This window comes from Allobosea sp. GW821-FHT09G06, assembly GCF_059416005.1.
This window is the reverse complement of record NZ_JBWKOI010000010.1, coordinates 36322-54550: the sequence shown is the minus strand read 5'-3', so window position 1 is coordinate 54550 and position 18229 is coordinate 36322. Positions and strand designations below refer to the sequence as shown.

Sequence of the window (18229 nt, the reverse complement as noted above, 5' to 3'; positions counted from 1 at the left end):
GCTTCATCGCGCTGATTCCTTCTGGAAACCAGCATCAAAACAGCCCCGACCTGCAGCAGATTTGAGTCAGACCCAAACTTGCACGCCGAAACACACCATGGCGGACCTCAACCCACCCGCGATCGAGGACGATAAGCCCCTTCAGATTACACCAAAGGCCGCCTGATCATGACGGCCCGGTCCCACACCCGAAATTACACCACGTTGACGGACGCTATCGGAGGAGGCGGCGCAGCAGGCAGGAATTCACCTGCTGAACAGGCGGGCCGCCGTCATCGATGGGGTGCGCTTCGTGGGTGCCGTCCTCTGGACGAACTACCGGCTCCTTGGCACGCCTAAACCATCTATGGTCCACGCGGGGCACGAGTTAAATGATCACAGAGTGATCGAGTACCGAGAACGCCCTGACCATGTCTCACGGTTTATGCCTTGGCATGCCGCGGCCGAGCACAGGCTCGATCGCGACTTTATTCGCGACACGCTCGCGATTCAGCATGACGGGCCGACAGTGGTGGTCACCCATCACGCGCCTCACCCAGATTCAGTGCAGCCGCGACACCAGGGGAGCTCGCTCTCGCCAGCCTTCGCCTCTGATCTTAGCGAACTGATCAACCAGCATCAGCCTGCCCCGTGGATCCACGGGCACGATCATGGGGCACACGATTATCTCGTCGGGCGAACGCGCGTCTTTGCTAATCAGGGGGGGTACCCAGGCGCGGACGGAAGTCGCGAAAACGCCGACTTCAATCCTCGCTGCGTTATCGAGGTGGGCTCCGGTTCGAGCGCGCCATGGTGAAGAAGGGGAAGGAGGATTCGAGATCCCAGGCCAAGGCGGCGGAGACGAGGCTCCGGCAGGAGGCGGCGGCGAGAAAGCGCGTCTTGAGGGCTCTCGACCAAATTTATGAGAGGCAGAAAGGCAAGCCTTCCCTTCAACCATTCCCGACAGCACTTGCGGATTCGGTCCCGGGGAGGGCCGTGCTGCAGCGGAAGGAGAGGGTCCTCCGCTTTCGATACGGCAGGACGTTACCGTCTACGACGCTCATCTTAGGGTCGGAGAGTCGATCAAGATCCCGCACGTCGACGGACTGTCCGCAATGGCTCTATGTTATGGATGGAGAGATCTCGATCGGGGGTGACTCGCTTCAAAAGGGCGATGCGGTGACCGATTTCGATGATGCTCTGCCTCCGGTCGAAGCAAAATGCCAACCGGACTGGTCCTTTTTCTGGTCAACCGCAATGCCACCGCGTCTCTCTTGGGCACAATCAGCGGACGCTAGGCCACCTGAACCGCCCCGGGCTCACCGGAGCCCGCTCGATTTGAAGGCTGCGATCGCTGCCTCGTCCAGCATCGCACAATAGCGTGCGGCAACGCGCCGGCAATGCCTGCGCGTCGCTCTGTTCCGGCGGGGGCGGTCAGCGGCCGAGACATCTGTTGAGCGCCGCGACCAGCGCCTGGGGACGCTGACGGCCGGATTGCGCCGGATCCATCGCGTTCATGGTGTAGCCGAAGCCGAGATTGAGATCGGGGTCGGCGAAGGCGGTTGCTCCGCCGGCGCCCATCATGCCGATCGTCCTCGGTCCAGTGCTTGGAAAGCTCTCGGTCGGCATGAGGAAGCCGAGTGAAAGCGACAGCAGCCGGTCCTGAACCTCCTTCCCCGTCCACTGCACCTCCGCCGCCCGCTCGACGGCGGCCGCACTTATGAGCCGCACGCCGTCAACGGCGCCGCCACACGCCATGACGCCGCAGAGGCGAGCGAGCGCCCGCGCATTCGTATGCGCGTTGACGGAGGGAATCTCGGCACGCCGCCACTGGCGGCTGTTGAAATCCTCATCGTCCCAGAAGATCTTCCAGCTCTTGGCGAAGATGTTCGTGCCTTCGTCGATCCAGCCCTGCGACGCATGGTCTTCCTTGTCCAGGAAGGTCGCGACGCGAGCATTCTCCTCGTCGCTGAGCCCGATTACGCAATCGATTCCAAGAGGCTCGGCGATCTCCTTGCGCAGGAACTCCCCGACCGAACGGTTCGTCACTCGCCGAAGAACCTCCCCGATGATGAAGCCGTAGTTCGCGGAATGATAACAGGGTGTCGTGCCCGGCTCCCACAGCGGCGCTGTTGCTGCCAGGCCTTCCGTCATGCGCGTCCAGTCATAGGCCATTCCAGGCGTAGCGCCGGCGACGATCGGGATACCGCAGCGGTGGTCCAGCAACCAGCGAACCTTTGTCTTCTCCTTTCCCGCCTGTCCGAACTCCGGCCAGTACGTCGTCACGAGTTCATCGACGTCGATCAGCCCGCGGTCGACGGCCATGTGGAAGGCGAGGGCGGTAATTTCCTTGGAGACCGACTGGACACAGCAGATGGTGTCCTTCTGCCAGGGCTCCTTTTGCGCGGCATCTGTGTTTCCGCCCCAGAGATCGACGACGGTCTCTCCGCGGATGGTCACGGATACCGACGCACCGACTTCATCGCGCGCGGTGAAGTTCTTGTAGAAGGCATCCTTCACCGCCGCGAAGGCGGGACTGCAGAAGCCGCTTATTTCGATCGAGCGGTCAGGATTGTTGATGCTGCGCACCATCACGTCGTCTCCAGGAAAGGCGTGGGCAAGCGGCGACTGGCGGCGGGAGCCGCCGATGCCGACTATTTGAGGCGAAGGTCGAGGGCCTTGTACAAGGTGACGGCCTGGTTGCCGTGCGCCTTCATGGGGGCAAGGCGAGGGCCCATGATCATGTAGGCCTGGTCGTGGACGAGCGGCATCCACACATCGTCCTTGTGCACGATCAGCTGGGCCTGCTTGTAGGCCGACTCGCGTTTCGCGGGGTCGGTGGCGGACCGTGCCTCCCGGACGAGCTTGTCGAACTCCGCGTTGCGCCAGTTCATGCGGTTCGGGACGGGGATTGCGGTCGATGCAAAGTTCTCCGACATCATCATGCCCGAGGTCAGGTATGGCTGCTGCAGCCCATACATCTCGAAGTCCTGCTGGGCGGCTCGCTGGAAGAACACGGCTCCGTCGAGCAGCTCGAGCTTGGCGTCGACGCCGATCTGGCGCAGAGAGCCCTGAATGGCCTGGGCGACGTCAGCCATGATCGGCGCGGGGATCACCACCACCGGAGCCAGGCGGACGCCATCCTTGGCACGGAACCCGCCCGCTCCGCGGGACCATCCGGCCTGATCCAGCAACGCATTGGCCTCAGCCAGGTTGAAGCGGGACAGGACCGGCCCGAGCTCGGGATTGTAGTCGGTCGACTGGGGGTGCGTGTAGCTGTAGGCGGGGTCGGATCGGCCAAAGAACACGGTGCGGGCCAGTTCATCCCGGTTGATGGCCATGTTCATCGCCTTGCGGACGCGGGCGTCCGACACCATCGGGCGATCGGTCTTGAAACCGAGATACAGCAGCGAGAAGAAGGTCGCTGGCCGGACCACGGAGAATTGCCGGGCCGACTCGAAGCGCGCGATCGACCAGCGCGGCACGTACTGCGTGAGATCCGCTTGCCCGGCCGTCATCGCGGCCATGCGGGTGCCTTCGTCTGGCACCTGCTTCAGGACGATCTGGTCGACATGAGCCGGGCCGCGGTTCTGATAGAAGTCGGGTCCCCATTTATAGTGGGGATTGCGCTTCAGGACGAGTTCGTTGCGGGGCAGCCAGCGCACCCAGCAGTACGGACCTGTGCCGTTGAAGTGCTTGACGCCGAAATCGGTCCCCAGCTTCTCGACCTCGTTGCGATCGATGATGGATGACGACACCTGCGTCAGGTTGATCAGCAGCTCCGAGTGCGGCTCGTTGAGTTCGTAGACGACCGTCGTTTCGCCTTCGGCTCTGATGTCCTTCACGCTTCCGGCCTGGTTTGCGAGCGGAGCCCGCGTCTCCGGCGCGATCCACCGCTTCAGCGAGAAAACGACGTCCTCGGCCTTCATCGGGCGACCATCGCAGTAGCGGACGTCGTCTCGCAGCGTGAACCTGTAGGTCAGGCCGTCCGGCGAGGTGTTCCATGACGTCGCCAGCAGCGGCTTCACCGTCTTCTGATCATAGTCCAGCGCCAGCAGCGTATCGGCGAGCAGGAACGCGATCTCGGTCATCGGCCGGCTGACGACCTTGTGGGGATCGTAGCGCTCGGCTTCCGCCGCGCGCAGGATCGTGACCTGGCTCGTGCCCTGCGCCGAAGCGCTTGAGCCGGCGAGGGCGAACGCCAGCAAGAGGGTGGCCTTGAGCGATTTCGACATTCCTCTTTCCCTTTCGATCCGGTTCGCGATCAGGAGGCTTCGGCGGCAACCTGGGGGGCGTAGGCTCTTGCCAACGCCGTCAGCCGTGGCGAGACGAGTGCGGCCGGCGGCGGGGCGAATGGCGCAATCGTCGCGACGTGATGGCAGGCGACGACGTGATCGTCGGGTAGACGCACTGCCGGCGGTGGCGTCGTGCAGATTTCGGTGGCGTGCGGGCATCGTCCGCGGAATGCGCAGCCATCGGGTCTGTGGAACGGAGATGGAGGTTCGCCCTTCAGCCGCGCCCTGGCGTCCGGAACCGCACCGGCTCGCGGGATCGATGCCAGCAATGCCTGCGTGTAGGGATGCCGGGCCCCCGAGAACAGAACGTCCGAGGGAGCGCTTTCCACGATTTGTCCGAGATAGAGGACGGCGACGCGGTGGCTGATATGGCGAACCACCGCAAGATCATGCGCGATGAAGAGGTACGAGAGCCCGCGCTGTTCCTGCAGATCCTTCAGCAGGTTGATGATTTGGGCCTGGACGGAGACGTCGAGCGCGGAGACCGGTTCGTCGCAGACGATCAGCTGCGGATCGCAGGCAAGGGCCCGGGCGATGCCGATGCGCTGACGCTGCCCGCCGCTGAACTGGTGCGGATAGCGTGAGGCGAGCTCCGGTGCGAGGCCGACATCCTCGAGAAGCCTGTCCACGGCTGCGTTCAGCGGAGCGCCCGAGAGGCCGTGGTGAAGGCGCACGGGCTCGGCGATCAGTTGCCGGACGGTGAGGCGCGGATGCAGCGAGGCGTGCGGGTCCTGAAAGATGATCTGGATCTTGCGGCGGATCTCGCCCGAGGTCGCCAGCGCCTGCAGATCCTGGCCTCCGAACGTGATCGATCCGCCGCTCGTAGGCATCAGGCCCAGCAGCATTCGCCCGACCGTCGATTTCCCGCTGCCGCTTTCGCCGACGAGCCCCAGGGTCTCACCACGGTCGATCTCGAAGGATACGCCGTTCACCGCGTGGACTCCCCGGCCGGCGTGGCGGAAGAACGACTGGGAGCCGAAGACTTTCTCTAGGTTGCGGACCGATAGAAGCTGTTCCCCGTCCGTCATGCGCGGCCTCCGAGTCCGTCGGCGGTCGGTAGCGGCACGCGGAAGCATGCCGCACGGTGATCGGCCGCAGCCTCCAGGAGTGGCGGCGCCTCTCGCCGGCAGGTTTCCAGCACCCAGGGACATCTGTCCGCGAAGCGGCAGCCCGACTTGACGGTCCTGGGCAGCGGCACCCTGCCGCCGATGGTGGTCAGGCGTCGCTCGCGCACGCCGAGCTTGGGAAGCGAGCCCAGCAGGCCGATCGTGTAGGGGTGCTGGGGCTCGCGGAACAGGCTGGCGGCCGGTGCATGTTCGACCACCTGGCCGGCGTACATCACCATGACATGCGTGGCGATCTCGGCGACGGCGCCTAGATCATGCGAAATCAGAATCGTTCCCATCCCGCGCTGATCGCGTAGCGAGCGCAGGAGCTCCAGAATCTGGGCCTGTACCGTGACGTCCAGCGCCGTCGTCGGCTCGTCGGCGATGAGGATCGAAGGGTCCCCCGCCAGCGCGATGGCAATGACCACGCGTTGCCGCATGCCGCCCGACAGCTGATGGGGGTAGGCATCGACGCGCTGGGCCGGATCCGGGATGCCGACCTGGCGCAGCAGATCGATCGCCCGCGCCCGCGCTTGACCACGCGAGACCAGGCGGTGGGTTAGCAGCACCTCCGCGATCTGGTCGCCTATGTTGTAGACCGGATTCAGCGCCGTCATCGGGTCCTGGAAGACCATCGCGAGTTCGGTACCGCATAGCCGCCGCCGCTGCCGGCTCGAAAGACCGCCGAGCTCTCGCCCGTCGAGCGTGATCGTGCCTCCTGCGGCCAGGTTGGGACCGAGCAGGTCCATCATCGCAAGAGCGGTGAGGCTCTTTCCGCTACCGCTTTCGCCGACGAGGCCAAGTGTCTCGCCGGCGCGGAGGACGAAGGAGACGCCTGCGACCAGGTCCACCCGGGAGCCATCGTCGCCATCGTAGACGACGGTCAGATCTTCGACGTCGAGCAGCGCCGGCTTCATAGGAGCCTTTTGTCCAGTTTGTCGCGCAGGGCATCGCCGAGCACGTTGAGCGAAAGCACCAGCAGAAAGATCGCCAGGCTGGGATAGGTCGCCACATGCGGGGCAAAGGCCAGCACGTTGCGTCCTTCTGCGGCGAGAACGCCGAGTTCGGCCGTTGGTGGCGCGGCGCCGAGGCCGAGGAAGTTGAGCCCGGCTCCGAGAAGGACGATGAATCCGAACCTCAGGGTCAGGAACACGAACACGGTCGGCACGCAGTTCCATGCCAGATACTTGAAGAAGAGCGTCGCGCGGCTGAGGCCGATGGCCTTGCCGCTTTGCATGTATTCCTGACGCGCCACGACCAGGGCGGCGGCCCGGGTGATGCGCCCCACCTCTGGGATCGTCGCGATCGCGAGCGCGATCGTCACGGGCAGGAGGCCGGGGCCGAGGCTCGCGCCAAGTGCCAGGCCGAACAGCACGGCGGGAAACGACAGCAGGATGTCGAGCAGGCGGCCGATCGGACCATCGGACGCTGGGAAGAAGACAGCCACCAGGCCGAGCAGCGCGCCGAAGACACTGCCGATCAGTAATGCGGTCAGGCTGGTGAGCAATGTCAGGCGTGTGCCGTACATGATCCGGCTGAGCAGGTCGCGCCCCTGCATGTCCGTGCCGAGCCAATGCTCCCAACTCGGTTCCTGGAGCGCGGACGGCAGGTCGACTTGATACGGATCGTAAGGCGCGAGCTGCGGGGCGAAGATTGCAGCGAAGGTGATGACGCCGATCACTGTCGCTGCAGCGATCGTGGCGATCTGTCCCCGCGCCCGGCGGCGCTTCGATTTGGGGCCGGTCGTTACCTGCTTGGCTGCCACGGCCATCTCAGGACAACCTCGGATCGAGCGCAGAATAGAGGAGATCGACCATCAGGTTCACCATCACGAAAACACAGGCCATCAGCAGCAGCCCGCCCTGCGCGGTCGCATAGTCGCTGTTCATGATCGCGCCCACGATCAACCGCCCGACGCCCGGCCAAGCGAAGATCGTCTCGATGATCACGGTGCCGCCGAGCAGATGGCCGATCTGCATTCCAATCAGCGTGACGATGGGCAGGAGCGCGTTGCGCAGGCCGTGCTTGATCACCACCCGGTATTCGGGAACCCCTTTCGCCCTGGCGAGCTTGATGTGCTCGGCATGCAGCGTCTCCAGAAGGGCAGTCCGCGAGATGCGGGCGATAGGCCCGATCAGCGTGAAGGCAGCCGTCAGGGCCGGCAGAGCAAGTCCCTGCAGGCCCTCCAGCGTCCACATGGGGCCGAGCCGCCCCGTGAAGGGCAGCAGCCCCCATTGCACACCGAAGGTGAGGATCAGCATGTAGCCGACCCAGAAGACGGGAAGGGATATGCCTGCGACCGCCAGGGCCATAATGCTTCGGTCGATGATCGTGCCGCGCTGAACGGCCGCGACGACGCCCAGTCCGATGCCGACCGGCACTGCGACGAGCAAAGCGGTCAGCACCAGCTCGGCGGTGGGGCCGAAAGCCTCGATCAGTTCTTCGAGCACCAAGCGGTTCGAGATGATCGACCGGCCCAGGTCTCCGACGATGACATCGCCGAAATAGTGGATCAGCTGGACTATCCAGGGCTTGTCGAGCCCCATCTCGATCCGCAGCTGCGACACCACCTGAGCCGATGCCGACTGCCCGGCAAGCAGCGCGGCCGGATCGCCCGGCACGACCCGCAGCAGCACGAATCCGAAGAGGATCGCTCCCGCCAAAACGGGCACCGACAGCGCTAGGCGGGCGGATACGGCCTTCAGCAAGGCTCGACCCGGACAAGCCGGCCCTTTCTGGCGTTAGCGCGCGATCTGCGGAATTTCAGCACGTCCCTCTCCGCGGGGTGATCCCCTACTCGCGTCAGGAAGTTAGTTATGCTAACTAAGTTATCGGCGAAGCCGGGCTTGTCAATCCGGATTGTTGGTCTAAATCGCCGGGCGAGTTTCCAGTGTAAGTTGCGCCGCGTCCTTTTCGCCTCGGCATCTGCGGGGGCTCGGCGTTGTCGCCCTGCCAATCAGCGCGACGACGCATGGAATGGACGATTTGCACGAGGGCTCGCGGCGGCCGGTGCAGGAAGAACGAGTGGAGCGTCTTCCGGCAGTCGCGCCGGGTCCGCGCTCGAAACGGAACGTCGGGGAGGGCCCGGATGGGTGACAGATCGGACACGGCCACGGCCCTGCTGGCTCCCGGCGGGTGCCGTCGACAGAGGCTGTCGGAGGAGGAGCGTCGGGCGCTGTATTCCGGCCCGTGGAATGTCGGATACCTGATCCGGACGGTCAGCCGCCGGGCGCGGGATCAGATCAAGGTTCTGCTCGGCGAGCAGGGTATCAACATCGGGATGTGGCCCTATCTCTGGGCCCTCTACAAGAAAGACGGCGTGCCGCAGGTGGTCCTCGGGCGTTCAGTCAAGGCCGTAGGCCCCTCGGTCGTCAGCGCGGTCAACCAACTCGAGCGCGCCGGGCTTGCGCGGCGCGTCCGGGATGAGCGGGACATGCGGGTCGCCAACATCCATCTGACCGACAAGGCGCGTACGCTAAGGCCGCGTATCGAACAATGCGTCAGCGACGTGAACGAGCGCGCGCTGCAGTTCCTGTCCGATGAGGAGGTCGCCCTCCTCATTACCATCGTCGAGAAAATCAATGCCGGGCTCGATCAGGATGTTCGCCAGCCTTAGTATTGAAGTTACATAGTCACTGGCGGAACAGAGCCCGCATGCCTGCTGATCTGGTATCGAGTCGCTGCGCGTTGCTAGATCGCCTCGAGCGCGATAGCGATGCCCTGACCGACGCCGATGCACATGGTGGCGAGCGCGCGCTTCTTGCCCGTGAGCGAGAGTTCCAGCGCCGCTGTGCCCGCGATGCGGGCGCCCGACATGCCGAGCGGATGGCCGAGCGCGATAGCGCCGCCGTTCGGGTTCACATGGGCGCCGTCTTCCGGAATCCCGAGTTCGCGCAGGACCGCGATGCCCTGGCTGGCGAAGGCCTCGTTCAGCTCGATGATATCGAAATCGGAAGGCTGCACGCCGATCAGCTTGCAGAGCCTCTGGGTTGCGGGCGCGGGCCCGATGCCCATCACGCGGGGCGCGACGCCAGCGGTTGCACCGGCCACGATACGCGCCAGCGGCGTCAGGCCGAAGCGCTTCATCGCCGCTTCGGAGGCGACAATAAGCGCGGCCGCGCCGTCGTTGACGCCGGATGCGTTGCCGGCGGTTACGGTGCCACCGTCCTTCCTGAAGGGCGTCGGCAGCTTGGCGAGCTTTTCGATCGTGGTGTCGCCACGCGGATGCTCGTCAGTGTCGACGATTGTCGCATCGCCCTTGCGGCTCGGGATCGTCACCTGGACGATCTCCCTTGCGAGCCGACCGCTCGCTTGCGCTGCAACCGCCTTCTGCTGCGACCGGACAGCGAAAGCGTCCTGATCTTCGCGTGAGACCTTGTAATCGGCCGCGACGTTCTCGCCGGTCTCCGGCATCGAAACAACGCCGTACTGCTTCTTCATCAGCGGGTTGACGAAGCGCCAGCCGATCGTGGTGTCGTGAATTTCGGCGTTGCGCGAGAAGGCGCTCTCGGCCTTAGGCATGACGAAGGGCGCGCGGCTCATGCTCTCGACGCCGCCTGCGATGACGAGTTCGGCTTCGCCCGCCTTGATGGCGCGCGCGGCCGTGATTACGGCATCCATGCCAGAGCCGCAAAGCCGGTTCATCGTGGTGCCGGGCACAGTCTCGGGGAGGCCGGACAGCAGCAGCGACATGCGCGCGACGTTGCGGTTGTCCTCGCCCGCCTGATTGGCGCAGCCGTAGATCACCTCGTCGATCGCGGCGGGATCGAGGCCGCCATTGCGCTCAAGCAGCGCCCTTAGCGGCACCGCGCCAAGATCATCCGCTCGCACAGCGGACAACGACCCACCAAACCGCCCGATCGGCGTGCGGATGTAATCGCAGATATAGGCCTCGGGCATGATCTTCCCTGTCACTCGTTAGGATGTTGGTTGTTCGCCGTCGATCTCGGCGATGAGTTCTGCCGCCTCTGCGAAGGCGGTGTTGCCGGCGGGCACGCCGGCATAGATCGCCGTCTGCATCAGCACCTCCTTGAGATCGTCCTGCGTGAAGCCGCCGCGGCTCAGGCCCGCGCGGACATGCAGGCGGAACTCCTCCCAGCGGCCGAGGCTCGCGGTGATGGCGAGCACCAGCAGGCGGCGCGTGCGGTCGTCCAGCCCGGGCCGGCTCCAGATCTCCTGCCAGGCGATTCGCGTAATCATCGCCTGGAACTCGGCGTTGAACGGTGTCCGGTTGGCGAGCGAGCGGTCGACCCAGGCGTCGCCCAGAACGCGGCGACGGTTCGTCAACCCGGCCTCGAAGAGGGCTTCGGAAGCATCCTCGGTGTCCGGTCCGGGTGACAGGAAGCCGCGCAGCGCGCCGACGACCGCCGCCGGGGCTTCGACGGGCGCGAGGTGCGAGCAATCCAGATGCGCATGGCTTGCGCCGGGGATTGCGGCGAGCAGCTTCTCGCCATGGCCGACAAAGGGCGTCGAGACGTCGCGTTGCCCGGTGACGACCAACACCGGGCAGGTGATGCCGGGAAGCCGGCCGATCAGGTCCATGTCGCGGATGGCGGCGCCGGCCGCGGCATAGCCGTGGCCGGATTGGGCGATCAGGTTGCGCTTGAGGCTCGCCGCGACGGCGGGCTGTCCGGCGGCGAAGGCCGGGGACAGGAAACGCTGCAGGGCGGCATCGGCGATGGAAGCGGTGCCGCCGGCACGCACCTGCGCGATGCGATCCCGCCAGACGGTGCCGTCCATGGTGGCCGAGGTGCAGATCAGGGCTATCGCCGAGACGCGCTTAGGGTGGCCGAGCGCCAGTTCCATCGCGATCATGCCGCCAAGCGAGACGCCGGCGATCGCGGCGCGCTCGATCCCGGCCGCGTCCATGACAGCGGTGACGTCACCGGCCAGCATCGACAAGCTGTACTCGCCATCGGGTGCATCGGAGGCGCCATGGCCACGAGTGTCGATCCGCAGCGTGCGAAACGAGGCTAGGAGGCCGGGCATCGCCGCGTCCCAGAGCGACATGTCGGTGCCGATCGAGTTCAGCAGGACGAGAACCGGCCTGTCCTCGGCGCCTTCCAGCTTCCAATAGATGCGGGCGCCGCTGCTTGCTGCGAAAGGCATGGCCTGTCCTCAATCGTTGATGGCGAGAAGATCGGCGACCAGCGCCGCGCTCTCGCCGATATCCGTTCCGATGCCGGCTGCCGCCAGGTTGCGGGCGATGGCGGTCTCGTCTACCTCCAGCCCTTCCACGACCGTCGCCATCGCCTCCGTGGCTCCAGCGGCGAGCAGGAAGAGATCGGCGAGCGCCGGGCCTTCCGCCTGCCAGCCGCCCAGCCCGCGCTCCTGCTCGGCCGGCAGCCCGGCGAGGATGCCGGCGACGAGGCCGGGGGCGCGCAAAGCGGCCGAAAGGGTGATCTGGCATCCGGTGGGGTTGCGCTTGTGGGCCATGGCGGAGGAGCCGCCACGGCCAGGAATGGCGGGTTCGCGGGCCTCGCCTATGCCGTTCTGGGCGAGAAGCGAAACGTCCCGCGCCATCTTGCCGAGCGAGCCGATCAGGATGGCGAGCGCCGTCGCGATGCCGGCGATGCCGCCGCGGCGGCTCTGCCAGGGCGCGGCATCGGGGAGGCCCAGCATGGCCGCGAGGCGTGAGGCGATGGGGGCAGCCTTGCCGTCCAGTCCGCTGCGGGTTCCGGCCGCACCGCCGAATTGCAGTGTCGCGCTGGTTTCGACTTCGCGGCCGAGCCGTGCCGCAGCCTCGGCGATGCCGGCCTGCCATTGCGCGATGCGCAGGCCGAAGCCGATCGGCAGGGCATCCTGCAGCAAGGTGCGGCCGATGGCGGGGGTCGTAGCGTAGCGCCCGGCAAGCGTGGCAAGCGCCGTTGCGAGGCGCGCGAGATCAGCGTCGAGCAGGCGGAAGGCGGCGCGGATCTGGCAGGCGAGAACTGTGTCGGCTACGTCCTGGCTGGTCGCGCCCTTATGCAGCACTTTCGCGGGCACGTCCGGCAAGGCGGCGCGCAGCCGCGCCACCAGTGGGATCGCCAGCGTGCCGGCGAGCGCCGCTTCATCGGCGAGTTCGGCCGGATCGATGACGATCGCGGCGCAGACCTTCGCGATCGCCTCGGCTTCCGCCGCGCCAATCAGCCCTTCGGCCGCTTCCGCGCGGGCGAGACCCGCCTCGAAGGCGAGCGCATGCCGCAGCGTGGCCTCGTCCGCGAAGACGGCCAGCATGGTATCGGTGGTTGCAGGGCGCTGCCTGAGCATAGCGCTCATGGTATCAGGACGCTCACAGATCGAAAAACACCGTCTCGTTCTCGCCGGCGAGATTGATGTCGAGCCACCACGTTCCGTCCGGCTTGCGCTGGGCGATCAGGGTGTGGCGGCGGGCCTCCGGCACGAGGTTCAGGATCGGGTCGGCCTCGTTGCCCTCGCCATCGGCGAAATAGAGCCGGGTCGGCAGGCGCTTCAGAAGCCCGCGGCCGAACACCGAGACGGCGACATGCGGCGCCTGCAGCGTATTGCCGGGGCCGGGCACGCGGCCGGGGCGGATCGTGCGAAAGCGGAACACGCCGTCCTTGTCGGTCGAGCCGCGGCCGAAACCGACGAAATGCTGGTCGAGCGGCACATCCTCGCGGGTATCGTCCGCGCTGGCATAGCGGCCGGCGGCATTGGCCTGCCAGATCTCGATCATGGCGTCGGGGATCGGCTGGCCTTCGGCATCGAGCACCGAGCCGGCGATCTCGATGACCTCGCCCTGCGGCGTGCCCGAGAGGTTGGACCCCGAGAGCAGGAAATGCTCCGGCGGCATCAGGTCGGGCCGGGCGCCCATCTCGGACACGGCCACCAGATCGGCGCCGCCCTTCCAGGGCAGCCCGTAATGGAAGTAGGGGCCGACGGTCTGCCAGGGCGTCTGGCCGAAGATCGACGGATCCTGGCTGTCCTGTCGCGGGGCGGCGTTGCGGCTCTCCAGATCAGTGGTCGTCGTCATGGTCGTCCTCGAACGGCGTCTGGTCGCGGCCCTTGAGCACGATGTCGAAGACATAGCCCAGCGCCCAGTTCGGCACGGTAGCGTCGATGTCGAAGCGCGAGACCATGCGCTGGCGATAGGGCATCGGCACGGCATTCGCGATCGGGTCGATCTCGATCAGCGGATCGTCCGGGAAATACATCTGCGTCACCAGCCGGGTCGCGAAGGCGGGCCCCAGCAGCGAGAGATGGATATGGGCCGGTCGCCAAGCGTTCTTGTGATTGCCCCAGGGATAGGCGCCGGGGCGGATCGTGACATAGCGATAGCGGCCCTCGGCATCGGTAATGACGCGGCCGACGCCGGTGAAGTTGGGGTCGAGCGGCGCGGGCCAGTCGTCCTTGGCGTGGATGTAGCGGCCGGCGGCATTGGCCTGCCAGATTTCGACGACGGTTTTCGGCACGGGCCTGCCGTCCTCATCGAGCACGCGGCCGGTGACGACGATGCGCTGGCCCTGCGGTGCAGCCTTGTGCTGCGTCGTCAGGTCCAGCATCGCAGGACCCATCAGCCGGCCCCAGTCGCCAGGCCCGGTCACTTCCGTCAGCGTCTGCGGGATCGCGAGCGGCGCCTGCCGCGGGCTTCTCGCTACCGTGGAGCGGTAATCCGGCCAGTGAGAGGGGGGAGAGCCCTCATCGTTGGGTGAATAGGGAAAGATGAGCCTGCTCACGCCGCCTTGTCCTGCTTTTCGGTGGCAACCGCGAAGGAGGCGGCTGTCTTTGCCTTGACCTCGTCGAGGCTGACGCCCGGCGCGAGCTCGATCAGGGTGAGCCCGCCGCCATTCGCCTTGTCGCAGGTCATGACGCAAAGGTCGGTGATGATCATGTCGACCACGCCCGCGCCGGTGAGCGGCAGGGCGCAGCGCTCCAGCACCTTGGATTCGCCCGCCTTGTTGGCGTGATCCATCACGACGATGACCTTCTTGACGCCGGCGACGAGGTCCATGGCGCCGCCCATGCCCTTCACCATCTTGCCGGGGATGGTCCAGTTGGCGATGTCGCCATTGGCCGCGACTTCCATCGCGCCGAGGATGGTCAGGTCGATATGGCCGCCGCGGATCATCGCGAATGAGTCGGCCGAGGAGAAGATGCTCGAGCTCGGCAGGATCGTGATCGTCTGCTTGCCGGCGTTGATCAGGTCCGGGTCGGCCTCGCCCTCATAGGGGAAGGGGCCGATGCCGAGCAGGCCGTTCTCGGACTGCAGAGTCACGTCCACGCCGTCGGGGATGTAGTTCGCCACCAGCGTCGGGATGCCGATGCCGAGATTGACGTAGAAGCCGTCCTGCAGCTCCTTGGCCGCACGCGCGGCGACCTCCTCGCGAGTCCAGGCCATCAGGCTGCCTCCCTCTTGCGCTCGGTCAGCTTCTCGATGCGCTTCTCGTTGATGGTGCTTTTGATGACGCGGTCGACATAGATGCCGGGCGTCTGGATCGTGTCCGGATCGAAGGACCCGACCGGCACGATCTCCTCGACCTCGGCCACGGTCACCTTGCCGGCGGTCGCCATGTTCGGGTTGAAGTTCCGCGCCGTGCGCCGATAGATCAGGTTGCCGGCGGTGTCGGCCTTCCAGGCCTTGACGATGGCGAGGTCGGCCCGGAGCCAGGTCTCGCGGACATAGAGCTGCCCTTCGAATTCCTCGACCGGCTTGCCCTCGGCGATGACGGTGCCGACGCCGGTCTTGGTGTAGAAGGCCGGGATGCCGGCGCCGCCGGCGCGGATGCGCTCGGCCAGCGTGCCCTGCGGGTTGAGCTCCAGCTCCAGCTCGCCGGCAAGATATTGCTGCTCGAAAAGCTTGTTCTCGCCGACATAGGACGCGATCATCTTCCTGATCTGCCGCGTCTGCAGCAGCATCCAGAGGCCGAAGCCATCGGCGCCGGCATTGTTCGAGATGACCGTCAGGTCCTTCACGCCGGAATCGCGAATCTCGGGGATCAGGCTTTCGGGATTGCCCGAGAGGCCGAAGCCGCCGGACATGATCGTCATGCCGTCGAAAAGCAGGCCCTCCAGCACCGCTGCCGGGCCGTCATAGATCTTGCGCATCTTTTATCGCTTCTGGTGATTTGGCTGAGGTGTTGCGGAGGGGCGCCTCGTTGCGAGCAATATGCCCCCCACGATCACGATGAAGGCGACCGGATGGTACCAGGCGAGACGCTCTCCGAGCAGCGCAGCTGCAAGAATGGCGCTGAAGATCGGCATGAGGTGCATGAACATGCCGGTCGTTGCCGGGCCGAGCGTCGCGATCGAGCGGTTCCAGAAGACATAGGCCAGTATCGACGGGAAAATCGCAAAATAGATCAGAGCCGGCAGGCTGTGCAGCGTCGGCACAAAGATACCGCTCGCGGTTGTCTCGACCAGGACGAAGGGCAAGTGGAAGACAATACCGAAGACGGTCGTCGCTCCCAGCAGTGAGAGCGGTTTCAGGCCGAGCGGCCGGCGTCGGACGAGAACCATGTAGAGCGCCCAGAAGCTCATGCCGAGGACGACCAGGATATCGCCCCGACCCACTTCGAGATCGCCCAGAGCGAGAAGGTCACCGCGCGCGATCACGAGCACCGCACCAACAAGCGAGACGGTGATGCCGAGCGCCCGCAGCGGAAAGATCCGCTCGCCCAGAAGAACCCAGGCCAGAATGATCGTCACGACAGGCAGGAGCGAATTCACAAGGGCAGCATTGATCACCGTCGTGTGATGCAGCGCCGTGTAGATGAAGCAGTTGAACGCTGTCACACCGATTGCGCCGAGCAGGGCCAGGAACGGCCATTCCTCCCGCAGCCGCGAACGATCGAGCCGCAGCGAGGACCATGCGAAAGGCAGCATGATCGCCAACGCGAGCACCCAGCGCCAGAACGACATCTGGATCGGTGGAATGTCGTCGCGCATCATCCGCGCAATCAGGAAATTACCCGCCCAGAAGAGCGGAGGCAGCGCGGCGATGACGTAGGCCAGCGGGATGGGACTTGCCGCGGATGCGGCCGGCTTGCCCCTGTCGAGTTCAGCCATCGCTGCGCTTCTTCGCCATACGCACTTCGGTGTAGCGGCCGAGCACGGAGTTGACACCGACTGCCAACAGAAAAACGATCAGCAGCAATGCGTACATGCGGGGCATGTTGAAGGTCGTGTAAGTCTGGATGACGGCGTAGCCAAGCCCCTGGTTTGCGAGCTTGGTCTCTGCCAGCAACGTGCCCACGATGGCGACGCCGAGGCCAATGCGGATGCCGTTGATCACCGGCAGTCGCATCGCCGGAATATAGATCTTGGTCAGCATCTGGGCCGAGGTGAGTCTGAAGGTCATCCCCACACGTATCAGGACCCGATCGATCTCGCGCATGGACGCGGCGACGCTGACGGCCACCGGGAAGAAGCAAGACAGGGCACCCATCGCGACCTTGGAACCGGGGCCGACGCCGAACCACATGATCATGATCGGGAAGAAGATGATCTTCGGCGTCGGACCCAGATAATGCAGGAGCGGCTCGTATGCTGAACTGAGGAAGCGGTCGCGTCCCAGCACAATGCCTACAAGAACTCCCGCGCCGCCGCCGATGGCGACGGCCAGTACAACCTCGCCGAAGGTCACCGCGAGGTTGTGGTAAAAGCCGCGATCGATCAGCAGCATCGCCAACTCTCGGCCGATAAGCGGCAGCGGCGGCACCACGTCGCGATACAGCAGGCCCGAGCGGGCCAGGCTCTCCCATCCGATCACGATCGCCAGCACAATGGCGATGCGTGTCAGCATGACTGCTTGCCCTTCCGAAGGGCGTTTCCACGGCGTCGTACGAGACGGCATGGATCCGGCGGCCTGGTTCATGGCTCGGACTCTCGTCACTTGGGGTCTTAGCGGCGCGGCGGAATCTGGATCAGTTCGCCGAGCTGTTCCTTGGTGAGCGGCTGCGCGGTGTACTTCAGCGTCACGGCGTCCGGCACGATGGTGTCCAGCCCGACAATGCGATCGGGATCGAGCGCCTTCTTCGGAAAGAATTCATCGCGGGTACGCTTGGCGATCTCGAGAGGCACGCCGACGAAATCAGCATAGACCTTGAGGGCCTCGTCGCTCGCATACATTGCGTCCACGGTTTCCCGGTAGGCGAGCATGAAGCGATCGAGCTGCTCCTTCTTGGACTGAAGCACCGACGTGTTCGTGATCAGCAGACGGACGGTCTGGTCCCGGAATGCCTGGGTGTTGTTTCCGGTCGCGATGACGCGGATTTCGCCCTTGCTGAGCTGTTCGAGGCCGAAGGGCGGCGCCGCCCAGCCGACGTCGATCTGGCCCGACATGACCTGCGTGAGCGTCGGAGCCGGCCCCCCGGTGGCGGTCAATTTCGCCTTCAGTCCGTTTTCCTTGACGAAGGCGTTGACGACGCCATGCGTCGATGACCCGTTTGTCGAATAGGCGACCGTGCGCCCGTCGAAATCCTTCAGGGTTTTAACCGGTGAATCGGACTTCACGTACCAGTACAGATCTTGTCCGCCAGTCGTCTCGGCCCCGATGATACGGATCGGCGCGCCCTTGGAGAACGCCGAGAGAGCGCCCATGATGCCGCCGGCCACGCCGATGTCGACGCTGTTCGACAGCACGGCCTGCTGCGTCTCGCCGCCGCCTTGCGTGTACAGCATCTGAAGGTCGAGCTTGTGCTTCTTGAAGATGCCAAGGCGTGTGCCGATTTCGGCGACCGAGGTATCCCAGTTGCCGCGCTGGCCGACCGCAAGCTTAAGCTGATCCTGTGCGCTTGCCGGACCTGCCGCGAGTGACAGAAGACCGGCAAATGCGCCCGCCAGAACCGTTCGCTTCGTCAAGGTCATATCTTTCCTCCCTCATTTTTTGATGGTCGTCGCAGATTTCTTGGA

17 protein-coding genes are annotated in these 18229 nt (G+C 65.3%); 1 reads left to right on the top strand and 16 read right to left on the bottom strand.

Annotated features, from left to right (window positions below; genetic code table 11):
- Positions 1-1413: 1413 nt before the first annotated feature.
- The 6 genes from AC07NY_RS25840 to AC07NY_RS25815 all read right to left on the bottom strand — a co-directional run bounded on the left by AC07NY_RS25840 (position 1414) and on the right by AC07NY_RS25815 (position 8088).
- Positions 1414-2571, bottom strand: a complete 1158-nt coding sequence (locus AC07NY_RS25840) for a serine hydrolase domain-containing protein (protein ID WP_492287749.1) — start codon at positions 2569-2571, stop codon at positions 1414-1416.
- A gap of 62 nt (positions 2572-2633) precedes the next feature.
- Positions 2634-4214 carry an ABC transporter substrate-binding protein gene (locus tag AC07NY_RS25835; RefSeq protein ID WP_492287750.1) on the bottom strand — a complete coding sequence of 527 codons (1581 nt, stop codon included), beginning with the start codon at positions 4212-4214 and terminating at the stop codon, positions 2634-2636.
- A gap of 29 nt (positions 4215-4243) precedes the next feature.
- Entirely contained in the window at positions 4244-5302 is a 1059-nt protein-coding gene (locus AC07NY_RS25830) for an ABC transporter ATP-binding protein (protein WP_492287751.1), read from the bottom strand.
- Positions 5299-6297, bottom strand: a complete 999-nt coding sequence (locus AC07NY_RS25825) for an ABC transporter ATP-binding protein (RefSeq protein WP_492287752.1) — start codon at positions 6295-6297, stop codon at positions 5299-5301. Before AC07NY_RS25825 ends, AC07NY_RS25830 begins: the two co-directional genes overlap by 4 nt.
- Positions 6294-7151: an ABC transporter permease gene (locus AC07NY_RS25820; protein WP_191124912.1), complete on the bottom strand. Its 858-nt coding sequence runs from the start codon at positions 7149-7151 to the stop codon at positions 6294-6296. The genes AC07NY_RS25825 and AC07NY_RS25820 overlap by 4 nt, the downstream gene beginning before the upstream one ends.
- Before the next feature lies 1 nt (position 7152).
- Entirely contained in the window at positions 7153-8088 is a 936-nt protein-coding gene (locus AC07NY_RS25815) for an ABC transporter permease (protein ID WP_291552381.1), read from the bottom strand.
- Positions 8089-8468: 380 nt separating this feature from the next.
- Between AC07NY_RS25815 and AC07NY_RS25810 the strand changes: the two genes are divergently transcribed.
- Entirely contained in the window at positions 8469-8996 is a 528-nt protein-coding gene (locus AC07NY_RS25810; RefSeq protein ID WP_492287753.1) for a MarR family winged helix-turn-helix transcriptional regulator, read from the top strand.
- A gap of 74 nt (positions 8997-9070) precedes the next feature.
- Here the strand turns inward: AC07NY_RS25810 and pcaF are convergent, their stop codons facing one another.
- From pcaF to AC07NY_RS25760, 10 genes are read right to left on the bottom strand one after another with little or no spacing between them, the layout of a single operon-like run.
- The gene (pcaF, locus tag AC07NY_RS25805) at positions 9071-10279 is read right to left on the bottom strand and encodes a 3-oxoadipyl-CoA thiolase (RefSeq protein WP_492287754.1); all 1209 of its coding nucleotides are present in this window, start codon (positions 10277-10279) and stop codon (positions 9071-9073) included.
- An 18-nt stretch (positions 10280-10297) separates the two neighbouring features.
- Positions 10298-11488, bottom strand: a complete 1191-nt coding sequence (gene pcaDC, locus AC07NY_RS25800) for a bifunctional 3-oxoadipate enol-lactonase/4-carboxymuconolactone decarboxylase PcaDC (protein WP_494586085.1) — start codon at positions 11486-11488, stop codon at positions 10298-10300.
- Between the two features lie 9 nt (positions 11489-11497).
- A complete protein-coding gene (locus AC07NY_RS25795; RefSeq protein ID WP_492287757.1) occupies positions 11498-12637 on the bottom strand; it encodes a lyase family protein in 1140 nt (379 codons plus the stop codon).
- Between the two features lie 13 nt (positions 12638-12650).
- Positions 12651-13352: a protocatechuate 3,4-dioxygenase subunit alpha gene (pcaG, locus tag AC07NY_RS25790; RefSeq protein WP_492287758.1), complete on the bottom strand. Its 702-nt coding sequence runs from the start codon at positions 13350-13352 to the stop codon at positions 12651-12653.
- The gene (gene pcaH, locus AC07NY_RS25785) at positions 13336-14055 is read right to left on the bottom strand and encodes a protocatechuate 3,4-dioxygenase subunit beta (RefSeq protein WP_492287759.1); all 720 of its coding nucleotides are present in this window, start codon (positions 14053-14055) and stop codon (positions 13336-13338) included. Before pcaH ends, pcaG begins: the two co-directional genes overlap by 17 nt.
- Entirely contained in the window at positions 14052-14717 is a 666-nt protein-coding gene (locus tag AC07NY_RS25780; RefSeq protein WP_492287760.1) for a 3-oxoacid CoA-transferase subunit B, read from the bottom strand. The genes pcaH and AC07NY_RS25780 overlap by 4 nt, the downstream gene beginning before the upstream one ends.
- The gene (locus AC07NY_RS25775; RefSeq protein WP_492287761.1) at positions 14717-15424 is read right to left on the bottom strand and encodes a CoA transferase subunit A; all 708 of its coding nucleotides are present in this window, start codon (positions 15422-15424) and stop codon (positions 14717-14719) included. The genes AC07NY_RS25780 and AC07NY_RS25775 overlap by 1 nt, the downstream gene beginning before the upstream one ends.
- A 3-nt stretch (positions 15425-15427) precedes the next feature.
- Positions 15428-16384 (bottom strand): DMT family transporter, encoded by a 957-nt coding sequence (locus tag AC07NY_RS25770; protein WP_492287762.1) that lies wholly within the window; start codon positions 16382-16384, stop codon positions 15428-15430.
- Positions 16377-17192 carry an ABC transporter permease gene (locus AC07NY_RS25765; protein ID WP_492287763.1) on the bottom strand — a complete coding sequence of 272 codons (816 nt, stop codon included), beginning with the start codon at positions 17190-17192 and terminating at the stop codon, positions 16377-16379. The genes AC07NY_RS25770 and AC07NY_RS25765 overlap by 8 nt, the downstream gene beginning before the upstream one ends.
- A gap of 26 nt (positions 17193-17218) precedes the next feature.
- Positions 17219-18184 (bottom strand): ABC transporter substrate-binding protein, encoded by a 966-nt coding sequence (locus AC07NY_RS25760; protein ID WP_492287764.1) that lies wholly within the window; start codon positions 18182-18184, stop codon positions 17219-17221.
- Between the last annotated feature and the right edge of the window lie 45 nt (positions 18185-18229).

Coding starts and splice junctions, on each gene's coding strand:
- AC07NY_RS25770 (WP_492287762.1), bottom strand. CDS start 16,384: ATGGCTGAACTCGACAGGGGCAAGCCGGCCGCATCCGCGGCAAGTCCC.
- AC07NY_RS25775 (WP_492287761.1), bottom strand. CDS start 15,424: ATGCGCAAGATCTATGACGGCCCGGCAGCGGTGCTGGAGGGCCTGCTT.
- AC07NY_RS25780 (WP_492287760.1), bottom strand. CDS start 14,717: ATGGCCTGGACTCGCGAGGAGGTCGCCGCGCGTGCGGCCAAGGAGCTG.
- AC07NY_RS25840 (WP_492287749.1), bottom strand. CDS start 2,571: ATGGTGCGCAGCATCAACAATCCTGACCGCTCGATCGAAATAAGCGGC.
- AC07NY_RS25760 (WP_492287764.1), bottom strand. CDS start 18,184: ATGACCTTGACGAAGCGAACGGTTCTGGCGGGCGCATTTGCCGGTCTT.
- pcaDC (WP_494586085.1), bottom strand. CDS start 11,488: ATGCCTTTCGCAGCAAGCAGCGGCGCCCGCATCTATTGGAAGCTGGAA.
- pcaG (WP_492287758.1), bottom strand. CDS start 13,352: ATGACGACGACCACTGATCTGGAGAGCCGCAACGCCGCCCCGCGACAG.
- AC07NY_RS25835 (WP_492287750.1), bottom strand. CDS start 4,214: ATGTCGAAATCGCTCAAGGCCACCCTCTTGCTGGCGTTCGCCCTCGCC.
- AC07NY_RS25795 (WP_492287757.1), bottom strand. CDS start 12,637: ATGAGCGCTATGCTCAGGCAGCGCCCTGCAACCACCGATACCATGCTG.
- AC07NY_RS25820 (WP_191124912.1), bottom strand. CDS start 7,151: ATGGCCGTGGCAGCCAAGCAGGTAACGACCGGCCCCAAATCGAAGCGC.
- pcaF (WP_492287754.1), bottom strand. CDS start 10,279: ATGCCCGAGGCCTATATCTGCGATTACATCCGCACGCCGATCGGGCGG.
- AC07NY_RS25765 (WP_492287763.1), bottom strand. CDS start 17,192: ATGAACCAGGCCGCCGGATCCATGCCGTCTCGTACGACGCCGTGGAAA.
- AC07NY_RS25810 (WP_492287753.1), top strand. CDS start 8,469: ATGGGTGACAGATCGGACACGGCCACGGCCCTGCTGGCTCCCGGCGGG.
- AC07NY_RS25830 (WP_492287751.1), bottom strand. CDS start 5,302: ATGACGGACGGGGAACAGCTTCTATCGGTCCGCAACCTAGAGAAAGTC.
- AC07NY_RS25825 (WP_492287752.1), bottom strand. CDS start 6,297: ATGAAGCCGGCGCTGCTCGACGTCGAAGATCTGACCGTCGTCTACGAT.